Below are 19549 nucleotides of genomic sequence, written 5' to 3'. Positions count from 1 at the left end.
TGCAGCAACTGGTCGCCACTCGCAACGTTTTGCTAGCCTGTCGCGGTTCTCACGCACCGCCTTCGGGGTGGCGCGTGCATGTGGTCTACGTCCTTCTGGAGTGTGTCGATGTCGCGTTGCTCGCTGGTTGTGCTCGGTGTGATCGGTCTGTTGGCGCCACTGCTGGGCAGTGCCGCCGAGGGCGCGCCGCAACGTCTGTCGATCGCCGACGTGCAGGGCGAAGATACCCGTAGCCCCCACGACGGCCGTGTGGTCGACGTCGAGGGCATCGTCACCGCCGATACGCGTGCCGGCCTGGCGGGTCTGTTCGTGCAGCAGCCCGGCTTCGAGCCGCGGCGCTCGCACGGCCTGTTCGTCACCGGTGCCGGCAATGCCGAGGTGGCCGTGGGCGACCGCGTGCGCATCGTCGGCACCGTGCGTGAGGTATCGGCAGGTGGCGAGGCGAGCCTGACCACGGTGGATGCCAGCAGCATCGAGCGACTGGCCAGCGGCCAGCCGGTGCCGGTGCGCATGCTCAGCGGGCCGCCGGCCAACTGGGAAGCGCTGGAAGGCGAGCACGTACGCATCGCCGCGTTGACGCTCAATGGCAGCGATCGCCTGGACACCTATGGCGAGTTGGTCGCCGCGTTCGGCGGGCGCTTGTGGCAGCCAAGCGAAGTGGCCGCCGCCGGTACCCCGGCCTTCGCGCAGGTGGAGGCCGACAATGCCCGTCGCCAGGTATTGCTGGACGACGCACGCAATGGCCGCAGCCCCAAGACGGTGGCCTATCTGCCGGCCGATCCGGTGCTGCGCAGTGGCAGCCTGCTCAAGTCGGTCGACGGTATCGTCGACCAGCGCTACGACGGCAACTACCGCATCCAGGTCCTGAGTCCGTTGACGCTGCCGGCCATGCCGACCGCGGTGGCGCCGCAGGTGGGCGGCGATCTGCGTATCGCTTCGTTCAATCTGGAGAACTTCTTCAACGGCAATGGCCGCGGCGGCGGCTTTCCGACCAAGCGCGGCGCGAGCACGCACGAACAGTTCCAGGCGCAGCTGACCAAGCTGGTGTCCACCATCGTGCCGCTGCGCGCCGATGTGGCCGCGTTGATGGAGCTGGAAAACGACGGCAATGGCGCCGATGCGGCGGTGGCGCAACTGGTCGCCGCGCTCAACGCGGGCGACAAGGACAAGGACTGGCAGTTCGTCGACACCGGCAGCGGCCCGGGCGACGACGCGATCCGGGTCGGCATCGTGTACCGCAGTTCGCAGGTCACTCCGGTCGGCAAGCCGGCCACGCTGACCGGCGGGCCGTTCGACAGCCACAGCCGGGTGCCGCTGGCGCAGGCGTTTCGCAGCACCCGCGGGGCGACCTTCGTGGTGGTCGCCAATCACTTCAAGTCCAAGGGCTGCGGCAGTGCCAGCGGCGCCGATGCCGACCAGCGCGACGGCCAGGCCTGCTGGAACGCGACCCGCACCGAATCGGCCAAGCGCCTGCACCAGTGGCTGCAGACCGACCCCACCGGCGCGCAGACCAGGCTGGCCGTGCTGCTGGGCGATTTCAATGCCTACGCGATGGAAACCCCGATGCGCAGCCTGCGTGCCAGCGGCTGGCAGGACGCCTTTGCGGTGGCTGGTGTCAAGCAGCCCTACAGCTACGTCTACGATGGCATGAGCGGGCGGCTGGACCACGCCCTGCTCAGCCCGGCGATGGCCAAGCAACTGCGCGGCGCGGTGGAATGGCATATCAACGCCGATGTCATGGACGACGCCGGCTATGCCAAGCGCAACCTGCCCGGCCCGTGGCGCAGTTCCGACCACGACCCGGTGCTGCTGGGTTTTTCGCTATAGCGCGCTATCTGGCGCACCTCCCGGCGCGGCGGCGCAGCCGCAGGTTGAGCAGGTGCGTGCCGGCCAGCAGCAGGCTGCCGGTCACCGTGATCGGGGTTTCCCAGCTGCCGTCGGCAACCCCGCTGGCGCCCAGCACCAGGCCGGCCAGGCCGAAGACCGCCAGCGCCCACACCGGCGCGGGCAGCGCATGCCGGCGATGGCTGCTCCGCAACGCGTAGCCGCTCAGCGGCACGGCAGCCGCGGCAAACACCACATGCACCCATTCGGCTTGGCTCCAGGCACCCAGTAGCGGCAATGTGGCGGCCAGTAATGGCAGGGCCAGGCAGTGCAGCAGGCACAGGCTGGATAAGGCGATGGCCGAGTTGTCCAGCACGGAAGCGGTAACGCGCATCGGGGGGTGTCCTGTCGAGCGAGTGTTATATAGTAACACTTCCATTCCAGCCAGGCCCTCAGGATGTCCCTGTCCCCCAAGCGCGATTCACGCCTGCCCGTCACCGTGTTGTCCGGCTTTCTCGGCGCCGGCAAGACCACCTTGCTCAACCGCATCCTGCATAACCGCGACGGCCTGCGCGTGGCGGTGATCGTCAATGACATGAGCGAGGTCAACATCGACGCGCAACTGCTGCGCGAGGGCGGCGCGGCCTTGCGACGCACCGAAGAGACGCTGGTGGAATTCAGCAACGGCTGCATCTGCTGCACGCTGCGCGACGATCTGCTGCAGGAGGTACGCAAGCTGGCCGAACAGAAGCGCTACGACTATCTATTGATCGAATCGACCGGCATCGCCGAGCCGATGCCGGTGGCGGCCACCTTTGCGGTGCGCGATGCCGACGGCTTCAGCCTTGCCGACATCGCCCGGCTCGACACCATGGTGACGGTGGTGGACGGCAGCCGCTTCCTGCAGGATTTCGGCTCGGCGGCCACATTGGCCGAGCTTGGCCAGCAAGCCGGCCCGGACGATACCCGCGGGCTGGTGCAGTTGCTGGGCGAACAGGTGGAATTCGCCGACGTGCTGGTGATCAGCAAGTGCGATCAGATCGATACACGGCAGCTGCAACGCCTGCGCGCGGTGTTGCGTGCGCTCAATCGCGAGGCGGCGATCGTCGACGCGGCGCACGGCGAGGTGCCGCTGCGCCAGCTGCTCGACACCGGCCGCTTCGATTTCACCCGTGCACAGCTGGCGCCGGGCTGGATGCAGGAACTGCGCGGCCAGCACACGCCGGAGACCGAGGAATACGGCATCAGCAGCTTCGTCTATCGTGCGCGCCGGCCGTTTCACCCGCAGCGTTTCGCGCGCATGGTGCAGGGCGGGCTGCCGCAGGTGATTCGCAGCAAGGGCTTTTTCTGGCTGGCCAGCCGCATGGATTGGGTCGGCGAATTGTCCAGCGTGGGTGGCGCGACCCAGACCAATGCGGCCGGTTTCTGGTTCGCCGCACGCCATCGCGTGGATGCGCACGCGATCGGAGAGCCGCTGCAGACCAGCATCACGCCATTGCCGTACACCGATATCGGCTGGCAACGTCAGCAGACCCGGTGCTGGACCGCGCCGCTGCCGCACTTGCACGAGGTCGGCGATGCCAGCGAATACGCCGCGATGCAGCGGCTCTGGCACCCGCTGTGGGGCGACCGTCGCCAGGAGCTGGCGGTGATCGGCGTGGACATGGATGCACCGCGCACGCGCGCAGCGCTGGATGCGTGCCTGCTCAGCGACCAGGAACTGCGCCAGGGCCCGGCGCAATGGCAACTGCTGGACGATCCGTTTCCGCACTGGCAGCGTTGAAGCTGCCGCGCAACGCGTGCGCGAGTTGCGCACGCCCTGCGCGACCGCATGCGTGCTGCGTCAGCGCGAACCCCAGGCAATCAGTGCGATCGCCAGCACTGCCAGGGCCAGGCCCACGCGCGTCCAAACGGTGGTGCGCTCGCCGAACACCGCAATGCCGACCAGCGCACCGAGCACCACCACGCCGATGTTCATCGTCGCAAACACCGTTGCCGGGCTATGCGGCAGGCGTTGGTGCGCGCGCACGTAAAACAGGATGTTGCCGAAGTTGAGTACACCCAGCAGCAGGCCGGCAGCGATGCTGCGCAGATGCAGGCGATGGCCGCGCCGCGTGCGCGCCAGCTGCGCGACCAGCAGCAACGCGAATGCAATCGCAAAGCACAGCGTCAATGCGGTAAGCGATGGCGTGCCGGAAAGCGCGATGATCTTGAGCAGCACATCGATCAGCGCGAAGCCGGCCCACACGCCGAGCAACCACGGCCACGCGCGCGCGCGGTTGTCGGCGTTCGATGCGGGCTCGACCGCAGTGGTAGCACGCGGGCGCTGCGCGATACCGACGATTGCCAGCAGCCCGACACCCAGGCCGGCCAGCTTCCACGGCCCGGCGGTTTCGCCAAAGACGCTGAAGGCCGCCGCCAGCGACAACAACAGCGACAGACGTTGCGCCACATCGGTGCGCACGATGCCGGCCACGCCTATCGAGCGTGCGAGCAGCAGGAAAATACCCGGCAACGCGAACGCAAGCCCCAGCAGCGCAAACCACGGCGTGGCCGGCGCGCCCAGACTGGCAAACGAGGGCTTGAGCAGTGCAACAGCCAACACGCTGGCGGTAGCGTAGTTCCAGGTAATGGCCTGAAACACATCGATATCGCGGCGTGGCGCAAGCTTCAGCAACACCGACACCAGGACACTGCAAACGACGGAAAACAGCAGGAAATGCATGGGCAACGCAACGAAGTGTGCAGGCAGGGCGATGAACGCGGCCGGCGGGGCGGCTATTATGACGGCATGTCCAATCCCTTATTCCCCACCGAAGCGGCTGCACTGACGTTGGACGGGCCGGTCGGCCCGCTCGAGGTTGCGGTCGATCTGCCCGAGCCGGACGTTGCCGTGCAACCGGTCACCGCCATCGTCTGCCACCCGCTCTCCACCGAGGGCGGCAGCATGCACAACAAGGTCGTCACCATGGCTGCGCGCGCGCTGCGCGAGTTGGGGATCACCGTGGTGCGCTTCAATTTCCGCAGTGTCGGCAACTCGGCCGGTGCGTTCGACCATGGCGATGGCGAGCAGGACGATCTGCGTGCGGTCGCTGCATGGGTGCGCAGCCAGCGCCCCGGCGACACGCTGTGGCTGGGCGGTTTCAGCTTCGGGGCGTATGTGTCGTTGCGCGCCGCCGGTTCGCTCGAACCGCAGGTGCTGATCTCGATCGCGCCGCCGGCCGGGCGCTGGGATTTCAGCGATGTGCAACCGCCGGCGCAGTGGCTGGTGATCCAGGGCGATGCCGACGAAGTCGTCGACCCGCAGGCGGTGTATGACTGGCTGGACACCCTGGAGCAGCCGCCGGAGCTGGTACGCATGCCCGACACCAGCCATTTTTTCCACCGCAAATTGATCGACCTGCGCGGTGCGATCCAGCATGGTGTCCGGCGCTGGTTGCCGGCCACCCTCTGACCGCGGCAGGGCCCATGCGTATCGCCCGGCGATGCGCCGTTGAGCGGGCAAGGCAGCAGCCGGCCCGCGGAGAACACGATGAGTGAGATGACCCCGTCGCAGCGCTACGCCGCCGGCGTACAACGCGGCGACTGGCGCGCCGATCCCGCGCAGCAGGCGGCCCTGGCGGAACTGGACCGCATCCACGAGGCATTGGTGGACAGCGCGCAGGACGGCTGGCTGGACCGGCTATCGGCGTTCTGGAAGAAGCCCGAGCCGGTGCGCGGCCTGTATTTCTGGGGTGGGGTGGGGCGCGGCAAGACCTTCCTGGTCGACCTGTTCTACGACGGGTTGCCGATCAAGCAGAAGTACCGCACCCATTTCCATCGCTTCATGCGCGGAGTGCACGAGCAACTGCGCGAGCATGCCGGGCAAAGCGATCCGCTTGCCAAGATCGCGCAACAGTGGCGCGAGGATCTGCGCGTGCTGGTGCTCGACGAATTCTTCGTTACCGATATCGGCGATGCAATGTTGCTGGCGCGCCTGCTGGAACGCCTGTTCGCCGAAGGTGTGACCCTGGTGACCACCTCCAACACCGCGCCGGAAAACCTCTACGCCAACGGCCTGCAGCGCGACAGCTTCATGCCGGCGATCGGTCTGCTGCAGAAGTTCTGCGTGGAACTCTATGCCGAAGGCACCGAGGATTACCGCATGCGCGCGCTGACGCGCTCACCGGTGTATCGCGCACCCCTGGATGCGCAGGCCGATGCGTGGCTGACGCAGCGGTGGGGCGAACTGAGCGGACATTCCGAGGCGCGCAGCGGCAATATTGAAATCGAGGCGCGCAAGATTTGCGTACGCGCGCGCGGCAAGAGCATTGCCTGGTTCGATTTTGCCGCGCTGTGCGAAGGCCCGCGTGGCCCGGGCGATTACATCGAGATAGCGCGCGAATTCACCACCGTGTTGCTGGGCGGCATTCCGCACTTCGACCGCATGAACGAGGACGCCGCGCGCCGCTTCGTCAATCTGATCGATGAGCTGTACGACCGCCACGTCAACCTGGTCTGCACCGCGCAGGACGCACCGCCTGCGTTGTACAGCGGCCAGCGCCTGGCCGGCGCGTTCGAGCGTACCGCCTCGCGCCTGATCGAGATGCAGAGCGCCGAGTATCTGGCGACCGCGCATCGGGCGTAGACGTGCACACGCGGCCCGGCCCGCGATTCCACAGGCCGTCGTGACCGATCGGGACGGCGGCATGGACCAGGTTGGCGACGATGCCTGGTGACACGACAGATAAAATCGCTTGCAATTAAATTGCGCGCAATGTAAATTGCAGCCATGGACACCGCCACAGCCACCACCGCCCGGACCAATGCGCTGCTGCAACTCGACAACCAGCTGTGCTTTGCGCTGTATTCGGCCAATCTGGCGATGCACAAGCTCTACCGCGGGCTGCTGAAGACGCTGGACCTGACCTATCCGCAATATCTGGTGCTGCTGGTGTTGTGGGAAACCGACGGCCGCAGCGTGTCGGAGATCGGCGAGCGCCTGTACCTGGACTCGGCCACGCTGACCCCGCTGCTCAAGCGGCTGCAGGCTGCCGGACTGGTCACCCGCACCCGCGCCGCCAGCGACGAGCGTCAGGTGATCATTGCGCTGACCGATGCCGGCCGCGCACTGCGCGCCAAGGCCGGCGCGGTGCCGGAGCAGGTGTTGTGTGCCTCGGCGTGTTCGTTGGACGAGTTGCGTCAACTCAAGCAGCAACTGGAGACGTTACGCTCCGGCCTCGGTGCGGGGTGAGTCGATCCAGCGTTGCCTGTATGTTTCCTAAAAATATCGCACACGATTTAATCGCCAACTATTCAGCTACATCACGCGCTGACAGCGCTCATTCTGGAGAACCACCATGGCCTCACCTGAAAAAGTCCTCTACACCGCCCTCGCCACTGCCACCGGTGGCCGCGAAGGCCGTGCCGTGTCTTCCGACAAGGCGCTGGACGCCAAGCTCTCCACGCCGCGCGAATTGGGCGGCGCCGGCGGCGACGGCACCAACCCGGAACAGCTGTTCGCTGCCGGCTACGCAGCCTGCTTCATCGGCGCGATGAAGGCGGTCGCGGCGCAGGACAAGCTCAAGCTGCCGGGCGACGTGAGCATCGACAGCAGCGTCGGCATCGGCCAGATTCCAGGCGGCTTCGGCATTGCCGTGGAGCTGCGCATCGCAGTGCCGGGCATGGACCAGGCCGAACTGCAGGCGCTGGTCGACAAGGCCCACCAGGTCTGCCCTTACTCCAACGCGACCCGCGGCAACATCGACGTCACCCTGACCCTGGCCTGATCCACGCCAGCATCACCACGCGCAATACGTGGTGGAGTCACAAACGGCCCGGCGCCTGCGTCGGGCCGTTTTTTGTTGCAGCAGCAGGAGCGCTGCCCTGAAGAAAACAGATAGTCGGCGGCGCTGTGCCAGCGTGACCTGGCATGGATGCAAGACACGCCAACGAGTCGATGCACCCGCGTCCGGGCGCGCATGCACGCGCTGGCGATGGGCGTCACCGCGCGGCACACTGTTGCGATGACAGTGCCTGCTTCTGCGATCCCGATCGGATTTTCCTGCGCATGAGCGCAACGCGTCCGACCTTGCTGCTGCTCCCCGGTCTGCTCAACGATGCGCAATTGTGGCAGGCGCAGCGCGTGGCCCTGGCCGAGGTTGCCGACTGCGTGGTCGGCGACATCACCCAGGGCGAGCGCATGCGCGCGCTGGCGACGCAGCTGCTGGCGCAGATGCCGCCGCGTTTTGCGCTGGCGGGGTTTTCGTTGGGCGGCTACGTCGCGCAGGAAATCCTGCGTATCGCGCCGGAGCGCGTGGAGCGGCTGGCCTTGCTGGATACCTCCGCACGTGCCGATTCGCCCGAGCGCGCGGCGCAACGGCGCGCGCAGGAAGCGAGTGTGCGTGGCGCCGGTGCCTTCCACGGATTCGGCGAACGGCTGCTGCGGCACTACGTGCATCCCTCGCGCTGGCAGGACGAGGCCTTGCTGGAGCGGGTGCGTGGCATGACCCAGGGTCTGGGCGTGGAGGTGTTCCTGCGGCAGAACCGGCTGGAGCGGGAAGACGGCCGCGCGCTGCTGCGCGCCTATGCCGGCCCGCTGCTGGTGCTGTGCGGCCAGGACGATGCGATCACCCCGCCTGCCTTGCACGAGGAAATGGCCGCACTCGCAGTGCAGGCGCGTCTGGTGCAAGTGCCTGCGTGTGGCCATCTGTCGCCATTGGAGCAGCCGCAGGCGGTGTCGGATGCATTGCGGCAATGGCTGCTCGCCTGATACAGCGACAACCGAGCCGGCGTAGCCATGCCTGCCGCCGTGCGATCGCCATGCGGCGGGACGGCATCAACCAGTGCGCGATGAGGGGCTCTGAAGCAGCGGTCCTGGGAAGGCGATCAGCGCGCCGTCGGCTGCTGCGCAATGCCTGCATTCATGCATGCATTGCGTCATACCCAGTCACGGCAGCCATCTGGCCGAAGCGACTCGTTGGGCTGCTACGACGGCGTGCAAGTCCGCATGTGCTGCATCGCCGCCGTCACCGCGCGGCCGTCGCCACAACGCTGTTGGACACCGGCGCATCCGCGTCGTCTTTCTGCCGGTGCGTGTTGAGTTCGAGCATCTGCAGCCGCTGCCCCTGGAAACGATATTCCAGCGCCTGCTGCACTCCATACAGTGCCTGCGCCTGCGTGCACAGCGTCTGTGCCTGTGCTTCCAGCGCCTGGCTGCGTACCTGCATCTGCTGCTCCATGCGCGCATCCAGTTGCTCCCCGCGTCGCTCCAGCTGCGCAGCGCGTCCGGTCATCACCGTCCACATCACGCTGCGGGCCAGGCTGCCGGCCAGGTCGTCGGCAGCGCGTCCGACACTGGCTTGGAAACGTTCGTCGAACAGCGCCTGTTCCCAGCGCCCACGCCCCAGCGTGGCATCGACCTGCGCGAGTGCGGTGCCGCGCAGCCGCTCCACCTTGCGCTCCTGGCGCGCGCTGTCGGTCAGCATCTGCACCACGCCGGCCAGTGCGTCGAAGCTGATGTCGACCACCGAACGGGCAATGGAGGTCACGGCCGGCATCAGCGCGCGTGCGCCCTGTTCGAGTTCGCGCAGGCGTTGCGCGTCGGCAGCGCTGACCGCTTGCGGTTGGCGATCGATGTTGAGTTCGCCACCGTGGAAGAAAATCTCGCGCGGCACGCCTTGCTTGCGACGCAGCCAGATGCCGCCGCTGTCGGCCAGCACATCGTAGGAGGTGCTGACGTCGCATTGCTGTGCGGACACCTGCGGCCTGGCGGTTGCGGCCTGTGCGCTACAGGCCGCCAGCAGCAGGAGCGGCGCCAGGACGGAGCGGATGCGCATGACGGATGCCCGGGAGTGGTGATGCGGCAGCATGGCGCGCGGCTGCACGCCTGGCCATGGGCAGGAAGTCAGGGTGCCGTAGCGGCCTCTTGGCCTCGACGGCGCAAAGCGTGAACCGGGTCGAGCATCGCTGCGCCGACATCCTGCAAACGTTTGGCTCACTTGATTCTCACGGTGTATGGTGTGAATTATGTTGCACAGCAGCATCGGAGCTCGGCAATGCTCGACTCACGCATCGAAAAGGTTGATCTGGCACTCACCGAGATTGCCAAGGACCCATCGGAGAAGGTGGCGCTGTGGCAGTGGGCGTGCCGCGAGATGCTGCACGAGACGCTGATCGGGATGCACCAGCTCTCGCACCTAGCCGGCATTTCCCAGCAGGTTGCCAACGACTGGCGCCCCCCGGTGGACGTGATCGCCCCGGAAAAGCCCTACCTGGCCGCCTCCGCGCTGGCCGACCGCCGTCTGCCGCAGGTGCTCGACGGCCTGGGCAATACGCACGACGACAACGCCCGCGCCACGCTGTGGCGGCTGCGCTACGCCAGCCTGATCGCCGCCACCCTGCAGGGCATGCAGGCACTGGCCGACAAGCACCGCATCGATCGCCAGGCGATGGCGCTGGGGCAGTGAGCTGACAGTACCGGGCAGCCGCAAGGGCTGCGCGGTCGTCCGAGTGGCCAATTCTTTTTCAGAATGCTTGTTTCAATGCCGAACGGCGGCCTCTTCCAGATGCCGCCACGCATGCCGCACGATCCAGCGCGCCTGGTCCCAGGGCACCGACAGCAGCGGTTGATAGTGGTAATAGCCGTCCTGCAGCACGCGATACAGCTGCGCCTCGGTGGCGCGCGGATAGGCCAGATAGATGTCGTAGCCGAGTGTGAGTAGCCGGGCGTAATCGGCGAACGCGTAACCACCCAGATGGCCTTCGGCGTGGACATCGCGCCAGTAGGCGATCTCCGTGGCGAGATCGACGGTGCGGCGGGTCAAGACGGATGCGCTGTGCATGGGTAAGACTCCGTTGCCGAGACTACCCCCTGTGCCCGGCACCGTAGCAGCGCCTGCCGCGTGCAACCAGCACGCGACGACGAGCGGTCGTCGCGGTGGTGATGCCACGGGCCGGACAGTGCCGACCCGTGGCAACCGGGACCTCAATCCCAGTCGGGTGCGATGGCCTTCGGGTTGGCCAGGCGCTGCCCGCGGTCCAGTGCCGCGATCTCGGCCATGTCCTGCGCACTCAACCGTAGCGTCTGCGCCTTGAGATTGCTCTCCAGATTGTCACGCTTGGTCGAGGACGGAATCACCGAATAGCCCTGCTGCAATGCCCAGGCCAGGGTGACCTGCGCCGGCGTGGCGTCGTGGCGCGCGGCAATCGCCTGGATCACCGGATCCTTCAGCACTTCGCCCACCGCCAGCGTCATGTAGGAGGTGACATGGATGCCCTGCTCGCGCAGGAACGCGATCAGGCTACGGTTCTGCAGGTACGGATGCACTTCGATCTGATTGGTGGCGATGGCCTCCGCGCCCAGGATCTCGATGGCCTGCTTGATCAACGCGATGGTGAAGTTGGAGACGCCGATCGCACGGGTCAGGCCCTGCTGCCGGGCCTCGTTCAAGGCTTCCAGGTAGTCGCGCATCGGCACCTGATCCTTGGGCGAAGGCCAGTGGATCAGGGTCAGGTCGACATGGTCGGTGCCCAGTTTGCGCAGGCTTTCCTGCAGGCTGGGCAGCAAGGCGCTGCGGTCGAACTTGTCGACCCAGATCTTGGTGGTCAGATACAGCTCATCGCGCGGCAGACCGGATGCGGCAATGGCCTGGCCGACCTGTTCTTCGTTGTCATAGATCTGCGCGGTATCGACGGCGCGGTAACCCAACTCCAGTGCATTGCGCACCGAGTCGATGACGACCTGGTCCTTGAGACGGAAGGTGCCGAGGCCGAATGCGGGGACTGTCATTGTGTTCCTTTGGTAATCGGGAATGGGGAATCGTGAATCGCAAACGCTGATGTCGTGCGGGGCGCTGTGAGCCATTAGTCCAGTGCGACGACGGCCTTGCCGAAGTTCTCGCCGCGCAGCAGGCTGATCAGGCCCTGCGGGGCGCTGTCCAGGCCGTGCAGGACGTGTTCGCGGTACTGGATCTGGCCGTCGCGCAGCCACTGGCCCATCTCGCGCAGGAAGGCGGGCATCAGGCGGATGAAATCGTGCTGGATGAAGCCGCGCACGGTCAGCCGCTGGCGCAGCACCTGGCCCATGAACTCCAGCAGGCGATCCGGCCCCGGCAAGGCCTGGCCGCGGCTGTTGTAGGTGGCGATCACGCCGCACACCGGGATGCGCGCAAAGGCGTTCAATTGCGGCAACACCGCGTCGAAGACCTTGCCGCCGACGTTCTCGAAATAGATGTCGATCCCGTCCGGGGTGGCCACGCGCAGCTGTTCGGCAAAGTCGTCGGCGCGATGGTCAAGCGCCACATCCACGCGCAGCACCTCGCGCAGGTACCGCACCTTTTCCTCGCCACCGGCAATGGCCACCACGCGCAACCCCTGCAGACGCGCCAGCTGGGCCACGGTGGCGCCGACCGGCCCGCTGGCTGCCGCCACCACCAGGGTTTCGCCGGCCTGCGGCTTGCCGATTTCGTGCAGGCCGGCGTAGGCGGTGAAGCCGGGCATGCCGTACACGCCGAGCGCGGTGCTCAGCGGCAGGGCATCGTCCTTGGGCAGCTTGCGCAACGGTGCGGCGGGCGTGAGCAGGCTGTGGCTCTGCCAACCGCCGGGCAGCACCAGCAGGTCGCCCGGCTGATAGCCGGCATGGTGCGACTCGAGCACTTCGCCGACGGTGCCGCCTTCCATCACCGCGTCGATCTCCACCGGTGCGGCATAGGACGGGCCTTCGTCCATGCGTCCACGCATGGACGGGTCCAGCGACAGAAAGCGGTTGCGCACCAGGATCTGGTCGTGCCCGGTGGGCGGCAAGGCGACGTCTTCAATGCGGAAATTGGCTGCGTTCGGCTCGCCGTGCGGGCGTGAGGCCAGCACGATGCGGCGGTTGGTGATCGATGGCATGGGAATTCCTTGCGGAAAGGGCCGCGCGTACGCGACGGGGGGATACAGCCACGGCGGCGGCTGCGCGCGGGAGGACGCGCGTGGTCGCCTGCGTGCGTGATGCAAGCCGGTGCGTCAGGCTGCGTCGGCCGGCTCGGGGGCGCTTGCGCCATCGAGCTGTGCAATCTGATCGGCGCTCAGCGACAGCTGCGCGGCGGCCAGCACATCGTGCAACTGGGTCACGCTGGTGGCGCTGACGATCGGTGCGGTTAGGCCCGGGCGTGCGATCAACCATGCCAGTGCGATCTGTGCCGGCGTTGCACCGTGGGTGGCCGCCAGATCGTCCAGCGCCTGCAAGATGCGCAGACCGCGCGGATTGACGTACTGCTTGACCACCGAGGCGCCGCGCGCGCTGCTCTTGCCGGCGTCGTCGGCGCTGCGGTATTTGCCGGTCAGAAAGCCGCTGGCCAGCGAGTAGTAGCTGATCACGCCGAGCTCGCGTTCGCGCGCCAGCGGCTCCAGCTCGGCCTCATAGCCGGAGCGGTCGTAGAGGTTGTATTCCGGTTGCAGGCTTTCATAGCGCGGCAGTGTGTATTGCTCGGAAATATCCAGCGCATCGCGCAGGCGCGCGGCGCTGTAGTTGGACGCGCCGATGGCGCGCACCTTGCCCTGTTCGATCAAGCGGCCGAACGCGGCCAGCGTGGCTTCCAGCGGAATCGATTCGTCGTCTTCGTGCGCCTGGTACAGATCGATCACATCGGTCTGCAGGCGGGCGAGCGAATCTTCCACCGCAGCGGCGATGTTCTCCGGCGACAGGCCCGGATGCTCGCTCCATTTGGCCACCTTGGTGGCGATCAGCACCTTGTCGCGCTTGCCGCTGCGTGCGAGCCAGCGCCCGATGATGGTTTCCGACTCGCCACCACGATTGCCCGGCACCCAGCCGGAGTACGCATCGGCGGTGTCGATCAGATTGAAGCCGGCATCGACGAAGGCATCGAGCAACGCGAACGAGGTCGCCTCGTCGGCGCTCCAGCCAAACACATTGCCACCGAACACGATCGGTTGAACCTGCAGGCCGGAGCGGCCTAGCGCGCGGGAGTGGGTCATCACGGTTGCTCCTGATTCGAACTGCCGACAGGATAGTCATGCGTGTCGATGTTGCGTGTGACACCTGCGTGGATTCAGCGTTCCGCAGATCGCCCTCATCGACTCACGTCGTTTGAACATGTGGCCCGGCGCGCCTGGTGCGGCGCGTCATGCGGCGCACCGATCCATGCACATGGCAGCCTTCGGGCCGCATGCTAGGCTCGCGCTACTTTTTCCCGCAAAGGGCGCTGCGATGATCCGCAACAAGCTGGTGTATGCGTGTGTGGTGGGGATGGCAGTGGCGATGAGCGCGCCACTGGCCATGGCAATGAAACCGGCCGATAGCGCCAGCTTGCCGGCGCCCGATGCGGCGTTGCAAAAAGCCATCGACGGCAACTGGCGCGACCGGGTCTACGTGCAGCGCGATGTCTATCGTCATCCGGGCCAGACGCTGGCGTTCTTTGGCATCAAGCCGACCCAGACCGTCATCGAAATCACGCCGGGCGGCGGCTGGTATTCGGAAATCCTGGCGCCGTACCTGCGCGACAAGGGCAGGTATGTCGCCGCGGTGGTCGACCCGGCGGCGGTGCCGGAGGGGCGCGGCCGCGACTCGGCACAACGTGGGCGCGACGAGCTGGAGAAGAAGTTTGCGGCAAAGCCGGAGGTGTATGGCAAGCCGTCGTTCGTTTCCTATGTGCCCAAGACGCCTTCGTTCGGCGTGGACAACTCGGCCGATCTGGTGCTGACCTTCCGCAACGTGCATAACTGGCGTATGGCCGGCAATGCCGAGGCGATGTTTGCCGGCTTCTACAAGGTGCTCAAGCCCGGTGGCGTGCTTGGCGTGGTCGAGCACCGTGCCAAGGCCGACGTGGCGGCCGACGACAAGAGCGGCTATGTCGGCCAGGCGCAGTTGATCGCGATGGCAGAAGCGGCCGGATTCAAGCTCGCTGGCAAGAGCGAGGTCAACGCCAATCCGCGCGACACCAAGGACTATGCCGGTGGCGTATGGACCCTGCCGCCGAGCAACAACCACGACAAGGCCGACGATGCCAAGTACAAGGCGATCGGCGAGAGCGACCGCATGACCTTGAAGTTCGTCAAGCAGTGAGACGCCGCCTGCATGCCGACGCATCGCGTGTCGGCATGCAGGGTCTTGGGCGCTGCCCACGATGGTGCGTCGGTGGTGTCATGACGCGCGGCATGCGATGACGGTGCGATCAGGCGCACGACTGCATAGACGGCGCCGGCAGCGTAATAACGGCCTGCTAGACCGATGCTGCGGCGCTTGCACCCAGCATGCCAGCGATGCGCAACCTCTCGCGAAGCGATACTCGCGGCCTCAGCGTTCAATACCGTTACGGGCAGATGCAGCGCATCACCTGTCGCTCGTGGCGAAACCTCTTTGACCCGGTGTACGACCTCACGCGCCATGTGCGTGCCCTGCAACGACCTTGCGCAACAGGATTGGCATGTTGGTGTTGTTAAACAAACCCTATGGCGTGCTATCGCAATTTAGCGACCGCTCGCAGCCGCCCAAACGCACGCTGGCCGAATTCGGCCTGCCGGCCGACGTCTACGCGGCCGGTCGTCTGGACCACGACAGCGAAGGCTTGTTGCTGCTGACCGACGATGGTGCATTGGCGCATCGCTTGACCGACCCGCGCCACAAGCAACCCAAGACCTATTGGGTGCAGGTGGAAGGCGACCCAGAACCTGCGCAACTGCAGGCCTTGCGCGATGGCGTGCTGCTCAACGACGGCCCGACCCGCCCGGCCGATGTGCGCAGGCTCGATCCGGCACCGCAGCTGTGGCCGCGCGATCCGCCGGTGCGCGTGCGCAAGACCGTGCCCGATGCCTGGCTGGAATTGCGGATCACCGAAGGGCGCAATCGCCAGGTGCGGCGCATGACCGCTTCGGTGGGCCTTCCGACCTTGCGTCTGATCCGCGTGGCGATCGGCGACTGGACCCTGGATGCGCTGGCGCCCGGCCAGTGGCGCATCGAACAATCGCATGGCGCGCGCCCTGGCAGGACGCGACGCTGATCCTGTATTCGGTACAGCAGTCGCTGCACCGCACGTGGCGCTGAGCTCGATGCATTTTGGACGGCGCTGCTTACCGCACCGCCCATGCAGCATGAGCAGCAGGATGGGTAACGCGCGCACAGATGCAACGGTTGCGTGTCTGCGTGGAGGCCGATCCACCCTGCGATGCGGCAAGACGGCGCGGGTCAGGACAAGCGTGGTAATGACAAGGGCGCGTCTAGGGGCAAGCAACGCGATCACACGCGAACGTTAATCTGCACATGCAATGCGGCATTCTTCGACCACGCGAGTGGGCATCGATGGCTTAGCCATTTCATGGTGGCACCGGCCGTCGTCCACAAACAAAAACGCCACGGCGCAAGGCCGTGGCGTTTTTGTTTGTGCCTTGAAAGACGGCTTATTCGATGCCGTCGCTCGGGGTTACTGCACCGCGACGCTGGTAGGCGGCGCGACGTGCGCTGGCATTGCTGGCGTGTTCGCGGTCCAGACGGTGGACGTTGCCGCCGAGCACCTGCTGGTCACGCTGGCGCTTGCGATACACGGCATAACCGATCAGGCCTAGGCCGGCGACGGCCGCGGCCACGGTGACGGCCGGGTTGCGCTTGACCACTTTGCTGACGACCTTGCCGCCGGTGCGCACGGCACCCAGGGCAGCGCCGGTCTTCAGCCATTCGCTGGCGCCCGGACCGAAATGACGCAGGCTGCTGCCTGCATGACGGGCCTGATCGCCCGCGTTGGAGGCGGCGTGACGCAGGTGGTCGCCGGCATTGCCAGCCAGTTCCAGGGCACGCTCCAGGGCGCGTTCGGTGATCACAGTCAGCTTGCTCATTGGAGGCGTTTCCTTTCTGAGTACGTGTGCCGCAGTGTGTGGGCTGGTGCGTATAGACGGTGTTAGCGGTGGCAGGGCTTGTTTGGGTTGCGGTTAAGTAACGATGCGGGGCGACGCTGTGATCGGTGCTTACCTGGATGCAACAGAGGCCTGCCCTGGCCGGTATCGACGTCGACTCCCTTCTCCCGCCGGGAGAAGGGCTTACATCAGGTACCGCGCAGTTTTGCTCTATGGGTTGCAGTCGCAGTCCATGGATCTTCCGGCCGCGCCGCAGGAGCCATTGCATCCCTGCAATTTTTCACCGCCGCTGCGGGCCAGGATGCATCAGGTACCGCGCGGTTTTGCCCTATGGGTTGCAGTCGCAGTCCATGGATCTTCCGGCCACGGATGTCTGGGATACCGCCCCTTCATCTCCTTCCTGACATCCGGATAGGTCGTGATCCAGAAGCTCTTCAAATCCTGGGTCACCTGCAACGGGCGCCCACCGGGTGAGAGCAGGTGCAGGGTCAGCGGAATGCGGCCGTCGGCGATGCGCGGGGTTTCGGCCAGGCCGAACAGCTCCTGCAACTTGACCGCCAGCACCGGCGGTAACGGTTGCTCGGCGTGGTCGAGGGCATAGACGATCTGTCGCTCCATGCCCGAGGGCACGCTGACGCGGGTGGGCGCATTGCGGTCGACCAGCTGGCGGCGGTCCCACGGCAGGGCGGCCTTGAGCGCTTCGCCCAGAGTGGCCTCGTCCAGCGCATCCAGGCGGGTCTTGCCGGCGAAGGCCGGGCGCAGCCAGGTGTCCAGCGTCTCCAGCAACGCCGGGTCGGACAGGTCGGGCAGCGCAAGCTCGGGCATCCAGGCGCGTAACGACTGCAGGCGTGCACGCCATTGGCGCAGGCCGTCGGTCCACGGCAAGGCATCCAGGCCGAGCTGACGCACGGCCTCGGTCAGGGCGCCGGCGGCTTGCGCCGGATCGACGCGGCCGGCCGGGCGGCTGTCGAGCACGATGCGATCGAAGCTGGATTGCCGGCGCGCGACCAGGGCGCGCTTGTCCGCGTCCCATTGCACCAGATCCTGCTGCACGAAGCGCTCGGGCACGCTGCGGCGCAGATAGCCGTCGTCCACCGGCGCGGCGCGCAACAGCAGCGCGTCCTTGGCTTCGTAACGCAGTTCGCTGGCGACCAGCCAGGGTTCGCCGCGCAGGTCGCTGTGGTCGAACAGGCGCGCGCTGCGGCCGTTGGCGAGCAGGTAGCGCAGCGGGTCGTTGGGGTGGCGTGCGGCGATGCGGTCGGGGAAGGCATGCGAGAGCAGGTCGCCGAGCGCGTGCGCCTCCACGCTGGCAGGCGGGGCGCTGTCGCAGCGCAGCCGCCGTCGCCATTGTTTGGCGGCGCTGTCGATCGCGGCCAGGCCGCTGCGGTTGGCATCGTGTGCGCTGCGGCCTTGCCGGAATGCGGCCAGTGCGCGCCAGCGCGCAGCCAGTCCATCGCCACCCTGACGCAGCGGGTCGCGCGCTTCCAGCAAGGCGGCAAGGTCGCAGGCCAGCGCCACGCGTGTCGCATCGCCGGCCTGCGCCAGCATCGCGGCCAGGCGCGGATGCGTGCCCAGCGCGAGCATGCGCCGGCCCAGCGCGGTGATGCCGCCGCTGCCGGTGAGCGCGCCCAGCCGCTGCAGCAATTCCTGCGCGGCGGCCAGCGCGCCGGCCGGCGGGGCATCGACGAAGCGCAGCGCGGCGCTACCCCAGGCGGCCAGTTCCAGCGCCAGGCCGGTCAGTTCCACCTGGGTGATCTCCGCGCGCCGCTGCGGCTCCAGCCGTTGCGATTGCGGCCACAGCCGGTACGCCCAGCCGCTGGCCACGCGCCCGGCGCGGCCGGCGCGCTGGTCGGCCGAGGCCTGCGCGATGGCGGTGACGTCCAGGCGCGAGAAACCGCTGTTGGGGTCGTAGTGCGGCTCGCGCGCCAGCCCGCTGTCGATCACCACGCGCACGCCGGGCAGGGTGACCGAAGACTCGGCGACGTTGGTCGCCAGCACCACGCGGCGGCGCCCGGACGGGTCGGGTTGCAGCACCTGGCTTTGCGCCTCGACCGACAGCTCGCCGTGCAGCGGCAGCACCTGCATCGCCGGGTCCAGCATGTCCTGCAGCGCGCTGTGCACGCGTGCGATCTCGCGCTGGCCGGGCAGGAACACCAGCACATCGCCCGGATGGGTGGACAAGGCGTGTTCCACCGCGCGCCGGGTCTGCGGTTCCAGCGCTTCGTCGCGGCGCGCGGGAAAGTGCGCGATGTCCACCGGGAAACTGCGCCCGGCGCTGCTCAGGCGCGGCGCATCGAGAAAGCCGGCCAGGCGCTCGCCATCCAGCGTGGCCGACATCGCCACGATGCGCAGGTCTTCGCGTACCTGCGCCTGCACGTCCAGCGCCAGTGCCAGGCCGAGGTCGCCGGCCAGATGGCGTTCGTGGAACTCGTCGAACAGCAGCGCGCCGACGCTCTCCAGCATCGGGTCGTCCTGGATCAGCCGGGTCAGGATGCCCTCGGTGACGACCTCGATGCGGGTACGCGCGGAGGTCTTGTTCTCGAAGCGGATGCGATAGCCCACGGTCTCGCCGACCGGCTCGCCGAGCTGGCGCGCCATGAACACCGCGGCGCTGCGGGCGGCCACGCGCCGCGGTTCCAGCATCACGATCTTGCGACCGGCCAGCCACGGTGCGTCCAGCAGGGCCAGCGGTACCTGGGTGGTCTTGCCGGCGCCGGGCGGGGCTTCCAGCACCAGTCGCGGATGGGCGGCCAGGCTGTCGCACAGCTGCGGCAGCAGGGGAGAGATCGGAAACGCAGGCTCGGTCATGCGCGGGAAGGATACGGGCACGCCACAGATGGCGCGATGGTCGGGCCGTCGGGTGAAGCCTGTCAGGGAATCCGGAAGTGCTATTACCTTT

Annotated in this window: 18 protein-coding genes and 1 pseudogene; 10 read left to right on the top strand and 9 right to left on the bottom strand. The window is 67.0% G+C overall.

Features of this window, described 5'->3' with window-relative positions; genetic code table 11:
• Positions 1-108 precede the first annotated feature (108 nt).
• The gene (locus FHT08_RS12355; RefSeq protein WP_166775237.1) at positions 109-1827 is read left to right on the top strand and encodes an ExeM/NucH family extracellular endonuclease; all 1719 of its coding nucleotides are present in this window, start codon (positions 109-111) and stop codon (positions 1825-1827) included.
• 4 nt (positions 1828-1831) lie between these two features.
• Here FHT08_RS12355 and FHT08_RS12350 read toward each other — a convergent pair whose 3' ends face one another.
• Positions 1832-2218 (bottom strand): MerC family mercury resistance protein, encoded by a 387-nt coding sequence (locus FHT08_RS12350; protein WP_104606906.1) that lies wholly within the window; start codon positions 2216-2218, stop codon positions 1832-1834.
• Between the two features lie 63 nt (positions 2219-2281).
• Between FHT08_RS12350 and FHT08_RS12345 the strand changes: the two genes are divergently transcribed.
• Positions 2282-3607, top strand: a complete 1326-nt coding sequence (locus tag FHT08_RS12345; protein WP_104606907.1) for a GTP-binding protein — start codon at positions 2282-2284, stop codon at positions 3605-3607.
• A 60-nt stretch (positions 3608-3667) separates the two neighbouring features.
• Here FHT08_RS12345 and FHT08_RS12340 read toward each other — a convergent pair whose 3' ends face one another.
• On the bottom strand, positions 3668-4549 hold the full coding sequence (locus FHT08_RS12340) for an EamA family transporter (protein ID WP_166775236.1): 882 nt from the start codon (positions 4547-4549) through the stop codon (positions 3668-3670).
• A gap of 66 nt (positions 4550-4615) precedes the next feature.
• Here FHT08_RS12340 and FHT08_RS12335 point away from each other — a divergent pair, with 66 nt between their 5' ends.
• The 5 genes from FHT08_RS12335 to FHT08_RS12315 all read left to right on the top strand — a co-directional run bounded on the left by FHT08_RS12335 (position 4616) and on the right by FHT08_RS12315 (position 8575).
• On the top strand, positions 4616-5278 hold the full coding sequence (locus FHT08_RS12335; protein WP_104606926.1) for an alpha/beta hydrolase: 663 nt from the start codon (positions 4616-4618) through the stop codon (positions 5276-5278).
• Between the two features lie 78 nt (positions 5279-5356).
• Positions 5357-6451, top strand: coding sequence for a cell division protein ZapE (gene zapE / locus FHT08_RS12330; protein ID WP_104606908.1), 1095 nt, complete (start codon positions 5357-5359; stop codon positions 6449-6451).
• 144 nt (positions 6452-6595) lie between these two features.
• A complete protein-coding gene (locus FHT08_RS12325) occupies positions 6596-7057 on the top strand; it encodes a MarR family transcriptional regulator (RefSeq protein WP_166775235.1) in 462 nt (153 codons plus the stop codon).
• A gap of 106 nt (positions 7058-7163) precedes the next feature.
• The gene (locus FHT08_RS12320) at positions 7164-7592 is read left to right on the top strand and encodes an organic hydroperoxide resistance protein (protein WP_166775234.1); all 429 of its coding nucleotides are present in this window, start codon (positions 7164-7166) and stop codon (positions 7590-7592) included.
• A gap of 281 nt (positions 7593-7873) precedes the next feature.
• On the top strand, positions 7874-8575 hold the full coding sequence (locus FHT08_RS12315; RefSeq protein WP_166775233.1) for an alpha/beta fold hydrolase: 702 nt from the start codon (positions 7874-7876) through the stop codon (positions 8573-8575).
• A gap of 256 nt (positions 8576-8831) precedes the next feature.
• On the opposite strand, the pseudogene FHT08_RS12310 reads toward FHT08_RS12315, so the two are convergent.
• A pseudogene (locus FHT08_RS12310) lies at positions 8832-9699 on the bottom strand (DUF2884 family protein).
• A 161-nt stretch (positions 9700-9860) separates the two neighbouring features.
• Here FHT08_RS12310 and FHT08_RS12305 point away from each other — a divergent pair.
• Positions 9861-10271: a hypothetical protein gene (locus FHT08_RS12305; protein ID WP_166775231.1), complete on the top strand. Its 411-nt coding sequence runs from the start codon at positions 9861-9863 to the stop codon at positions 10269-10271.
• A 72-nt stretch (positions 10272-10343) separates the two neighbouring features.
• Here FHT08_RS12305 and FHT08_RS12300 read toward each other — a convergent pair whose 3' ends face one another.
• The 4 genes from FHT08_RS12300 to FHT08_RS12285 all read right to left on the bottom strand — a co-directional run bounded on the left by FHT08_RS12300 (position 10344) and on the right by FHT08_RS12285 (position 13782).
• Complete coding sequence (locus tag FHT08_RS12300; RefSeq protein ID WP_104606913.1) at positions 10344-10646, bottom strand: hypothetical protein; 303 nt, start codon at positions 10644-10646, stop codon at positions 10344-10346.
• Positions 10647-10789: 143 nt separating this feature from the next.
• Complete coding sequence (gene dkgB / locus FHT08_RS12295) at positions 10790-11593, bottom strand: 2,5-didehydrogluconate reductase DkgB (protein WP_166775230.1); 804 nt, start codon at positions 11591-11593, stop codon at positions 10790-10792.
• A gap of 74 nt (positions 11594-11667) precedes the next feature.
• Positions 11668-12696: an NADP-dependent oxidoreductase gene (locus FHT08_RS12290; protein ID WP_166775229.1), complete on the bottom strand. Its 1029-nt coding sequence runs from the start codon at positions 12694-12696 to the stop codon at positions 11668-11670.
• Positions 12697-12810: 114 nt separating this feature from the next.
• Positions 12811-13782 carry an aldo/keto reductase gene (locus FHT08_RS12285; protein WP_166775228.1) on the bottom strand — a complete coding sequence of 324 codons (972 nt, stop codon included), beginning with the start codon at positions 13780-13782 and terminating at the stop codon, positions 12811-12813.
• A gap of 232 nt (positions 13783-14014) precedes the next feature.
• On the opposite strand from FHT08_RS12285, the gene FHT08_RS12280 reads away from it, so the two are divergent.
• Together FHT08_RS12280 and FHT08_RS12275 are read left to right on the top strand one after the other, a co-directional pair.
• Positions 14015-14869: a class I SAM-dependent methyltransferase gene (locus tag FHT08_RS12280; protein WP_166775227.1), complete on the top strand. Its 855-nt coding sequence runs from the start codon at positions 14015-14017 to the stop codon at positions 14867-14869.
• Positions 14870-15230: 361 nt separating this feature from the next.
• A complete protein-coding gene (locus tag FHT08_RS12275) occupies positions 15231-15803 on the top strand; it encodes a pseudouridine synthase (protein WP_166775226.1) in 573 nt (190 codons plus the stop codon).
• 397 nt (positions 15804-16200) lie between these two features.
• Here the strand turns inward: FHT08_RS12275 and FHT08_RS12270 are convergent, their stop codons facing one another.
• Positions 16201-16632, bottom strand: a complete 432-nt coding sequence (locus FHT08_RS12270) for a hypothetical protein (protein ID WP_016903604.1) — start codon at positions 16630-16632, stop codon at positions 16201-16203.
• Between the two features lie 324 nt (positions 16633-16956).
• Positions 16957-19458: an ATP-dependent helicase HrpB gene (hrpB, locus tag FHT08_RS12265; protein WP_166775225.1), complete on the bottom strand. Its 2502-nt coding sequence runs from the start codon at positions 19456-19458 to the stop codon at positions 16957-16959.
• Positions 19459-19549: the final 91 nt, after the last annotated feature.

This window comes from Xanthomonas sp. CFBP 8151, assembly GCF_011761885.1.
GTDB lineage: Bacteria > Pseudomonadota > Gammaproteobacteria > Xanthomonadales > Xanthomonadaceae > Xanthomonas > Xanthomonas arboricola_B.
Note: the sequence above shows the minus strand (reverse complement) of the source record. Positions and strands in the feature narration are given on the sequence as shown.

Excerpts from the sequence above, each read along its gene's own strand:
- FHT08_RS12275 (WP_166775226.1), top strand. The coding sequence starts at position 15,231 with ATGTTGGTGTTGTTAAACAAACCCTATGGCGTGCTATCGCAATTTAGC.
- FHT08_RS12300 (WP_104606913.1), bottom strand. The coding sequence starts at position 10,646 with ATGCACAGCGCATCCGTCTTGACCCGCCGCACCGTCGATCTCGCCACG.
- FHT08_RS12325 (WP_166775235.1), top strand. The coding sequence starts at position 6,596 with ATGGACACCGCCACAGCCACCACCGCCCGGACCAATGCGCTGCTGCAA.
- FHT08_RS12285 (WP_166775228.1), bottom strand. The coding sequence starts at position 13,782 with ATGACCCACTCCCGCGCGCTAGGCCGCTCCGGCCTGCAGGTTCAACCG.
- FHT08_RS12340 (WP_166775236.1), bottom strand. The coding sequence starts at position 4,549 with ATGCATTTCCTGCTGTTTTCCGTCGTTTGCAGTGTCCTGGTGTCGGTG.
- FHT08_RS12355 (WP_166775237.1), top strand. The coding sequence starts at position 109 with ATGTCGCGTTGCTCGCTGGTTGTGCTCGGTGTGATCGGTCTGTTGGCG.
- hrpB (WP_166775225.1), bottom strand. The coding sequence starts at position 19,458 with ATGACCGAGCCTGCGTTTCCGATCTCTCCCCTGCTGCCGCAGCTGTGC.
- FHT08_RS12350 (WP_104606906.1), bottom strand. The coding sequence starts at position 2,218 with ATGCGCGTTACCGCTTCCGTGCTGGACAACTCGGCCATCGCCTTATCC.
- FHT08_RS12335 (WP_104606926.1), top strand. The coding sequence starts at position 4,616 with ATGTCCAATCCCTTATTCCCCACCGAAGCGGCTGCACTGACGTTGGAC.
- FHT08_RS12270 (WP_016903604.1), bottom strand. The coding sequence starts at position 16,632 with ATGAGCAAGCTGACTGTGATCACCGAACGCGCCCTGGAGCGTGCCCTG.
- FHT08_RS12345 (WP_104606907.1), top strand. The coding sequence starts at position 2,282 with ATGTCCCTGTCCCCCAAGCGCGATTCACGCCTGCCCGTCACCGTGTTG.
- FHT08_RS12280 (WP_166775227.1), top strand. The coding sequence starts at position 14,015 with ATGATCCGCAACAAGCTGGTGTATGCGTGTGTGGTGGGGATGGCAGTG.
- FHT08_RS12305 (WP_166775231.1), top strand. The coding sequence starts at position 9,861 with ATGCTCGACTCACGCATCGAAAAGGTTGATCTGGCACTCACCGAGATT.
- dkgB (WP_166775230.1), bottom strand. The coding sequence starts at position 11,593 with ATGACAGTCCCCGCATTCGGCCTCGGCACCTTCCGTCTCAAGGACCAG.
- FHT08_RS12320 (WP_166775234.1), top strand. The coding sequence starts at position 7,164 with ATGGCCTCACCTGAAAAAGTCCTCTACACCGCCCTCGCCACTGCCACC.
- FHT08_RS12290 (WP_166775229.1), bottom strand. The coding sequence starts at position 12,696 with ATGCCATCGATCACCAACCGCCGCATCGTGCTGGCCTCACGCCCGCAC.
- zapE (WP_104606908.1), top strand. The coding sequence starts at position 5,357 with ATGAGTGAGATGACCCCGTCGCAGCGCTACGCCGCCGGCGTACAACGC.
- FHT08_RS12315 (WP_166775233.1), top strand. The coding sequence starts at position 7,874 with ATGAGCGCAACGCGTCCGACCTTGCTGCTGCTCCCCGGTCTGCTCAAC.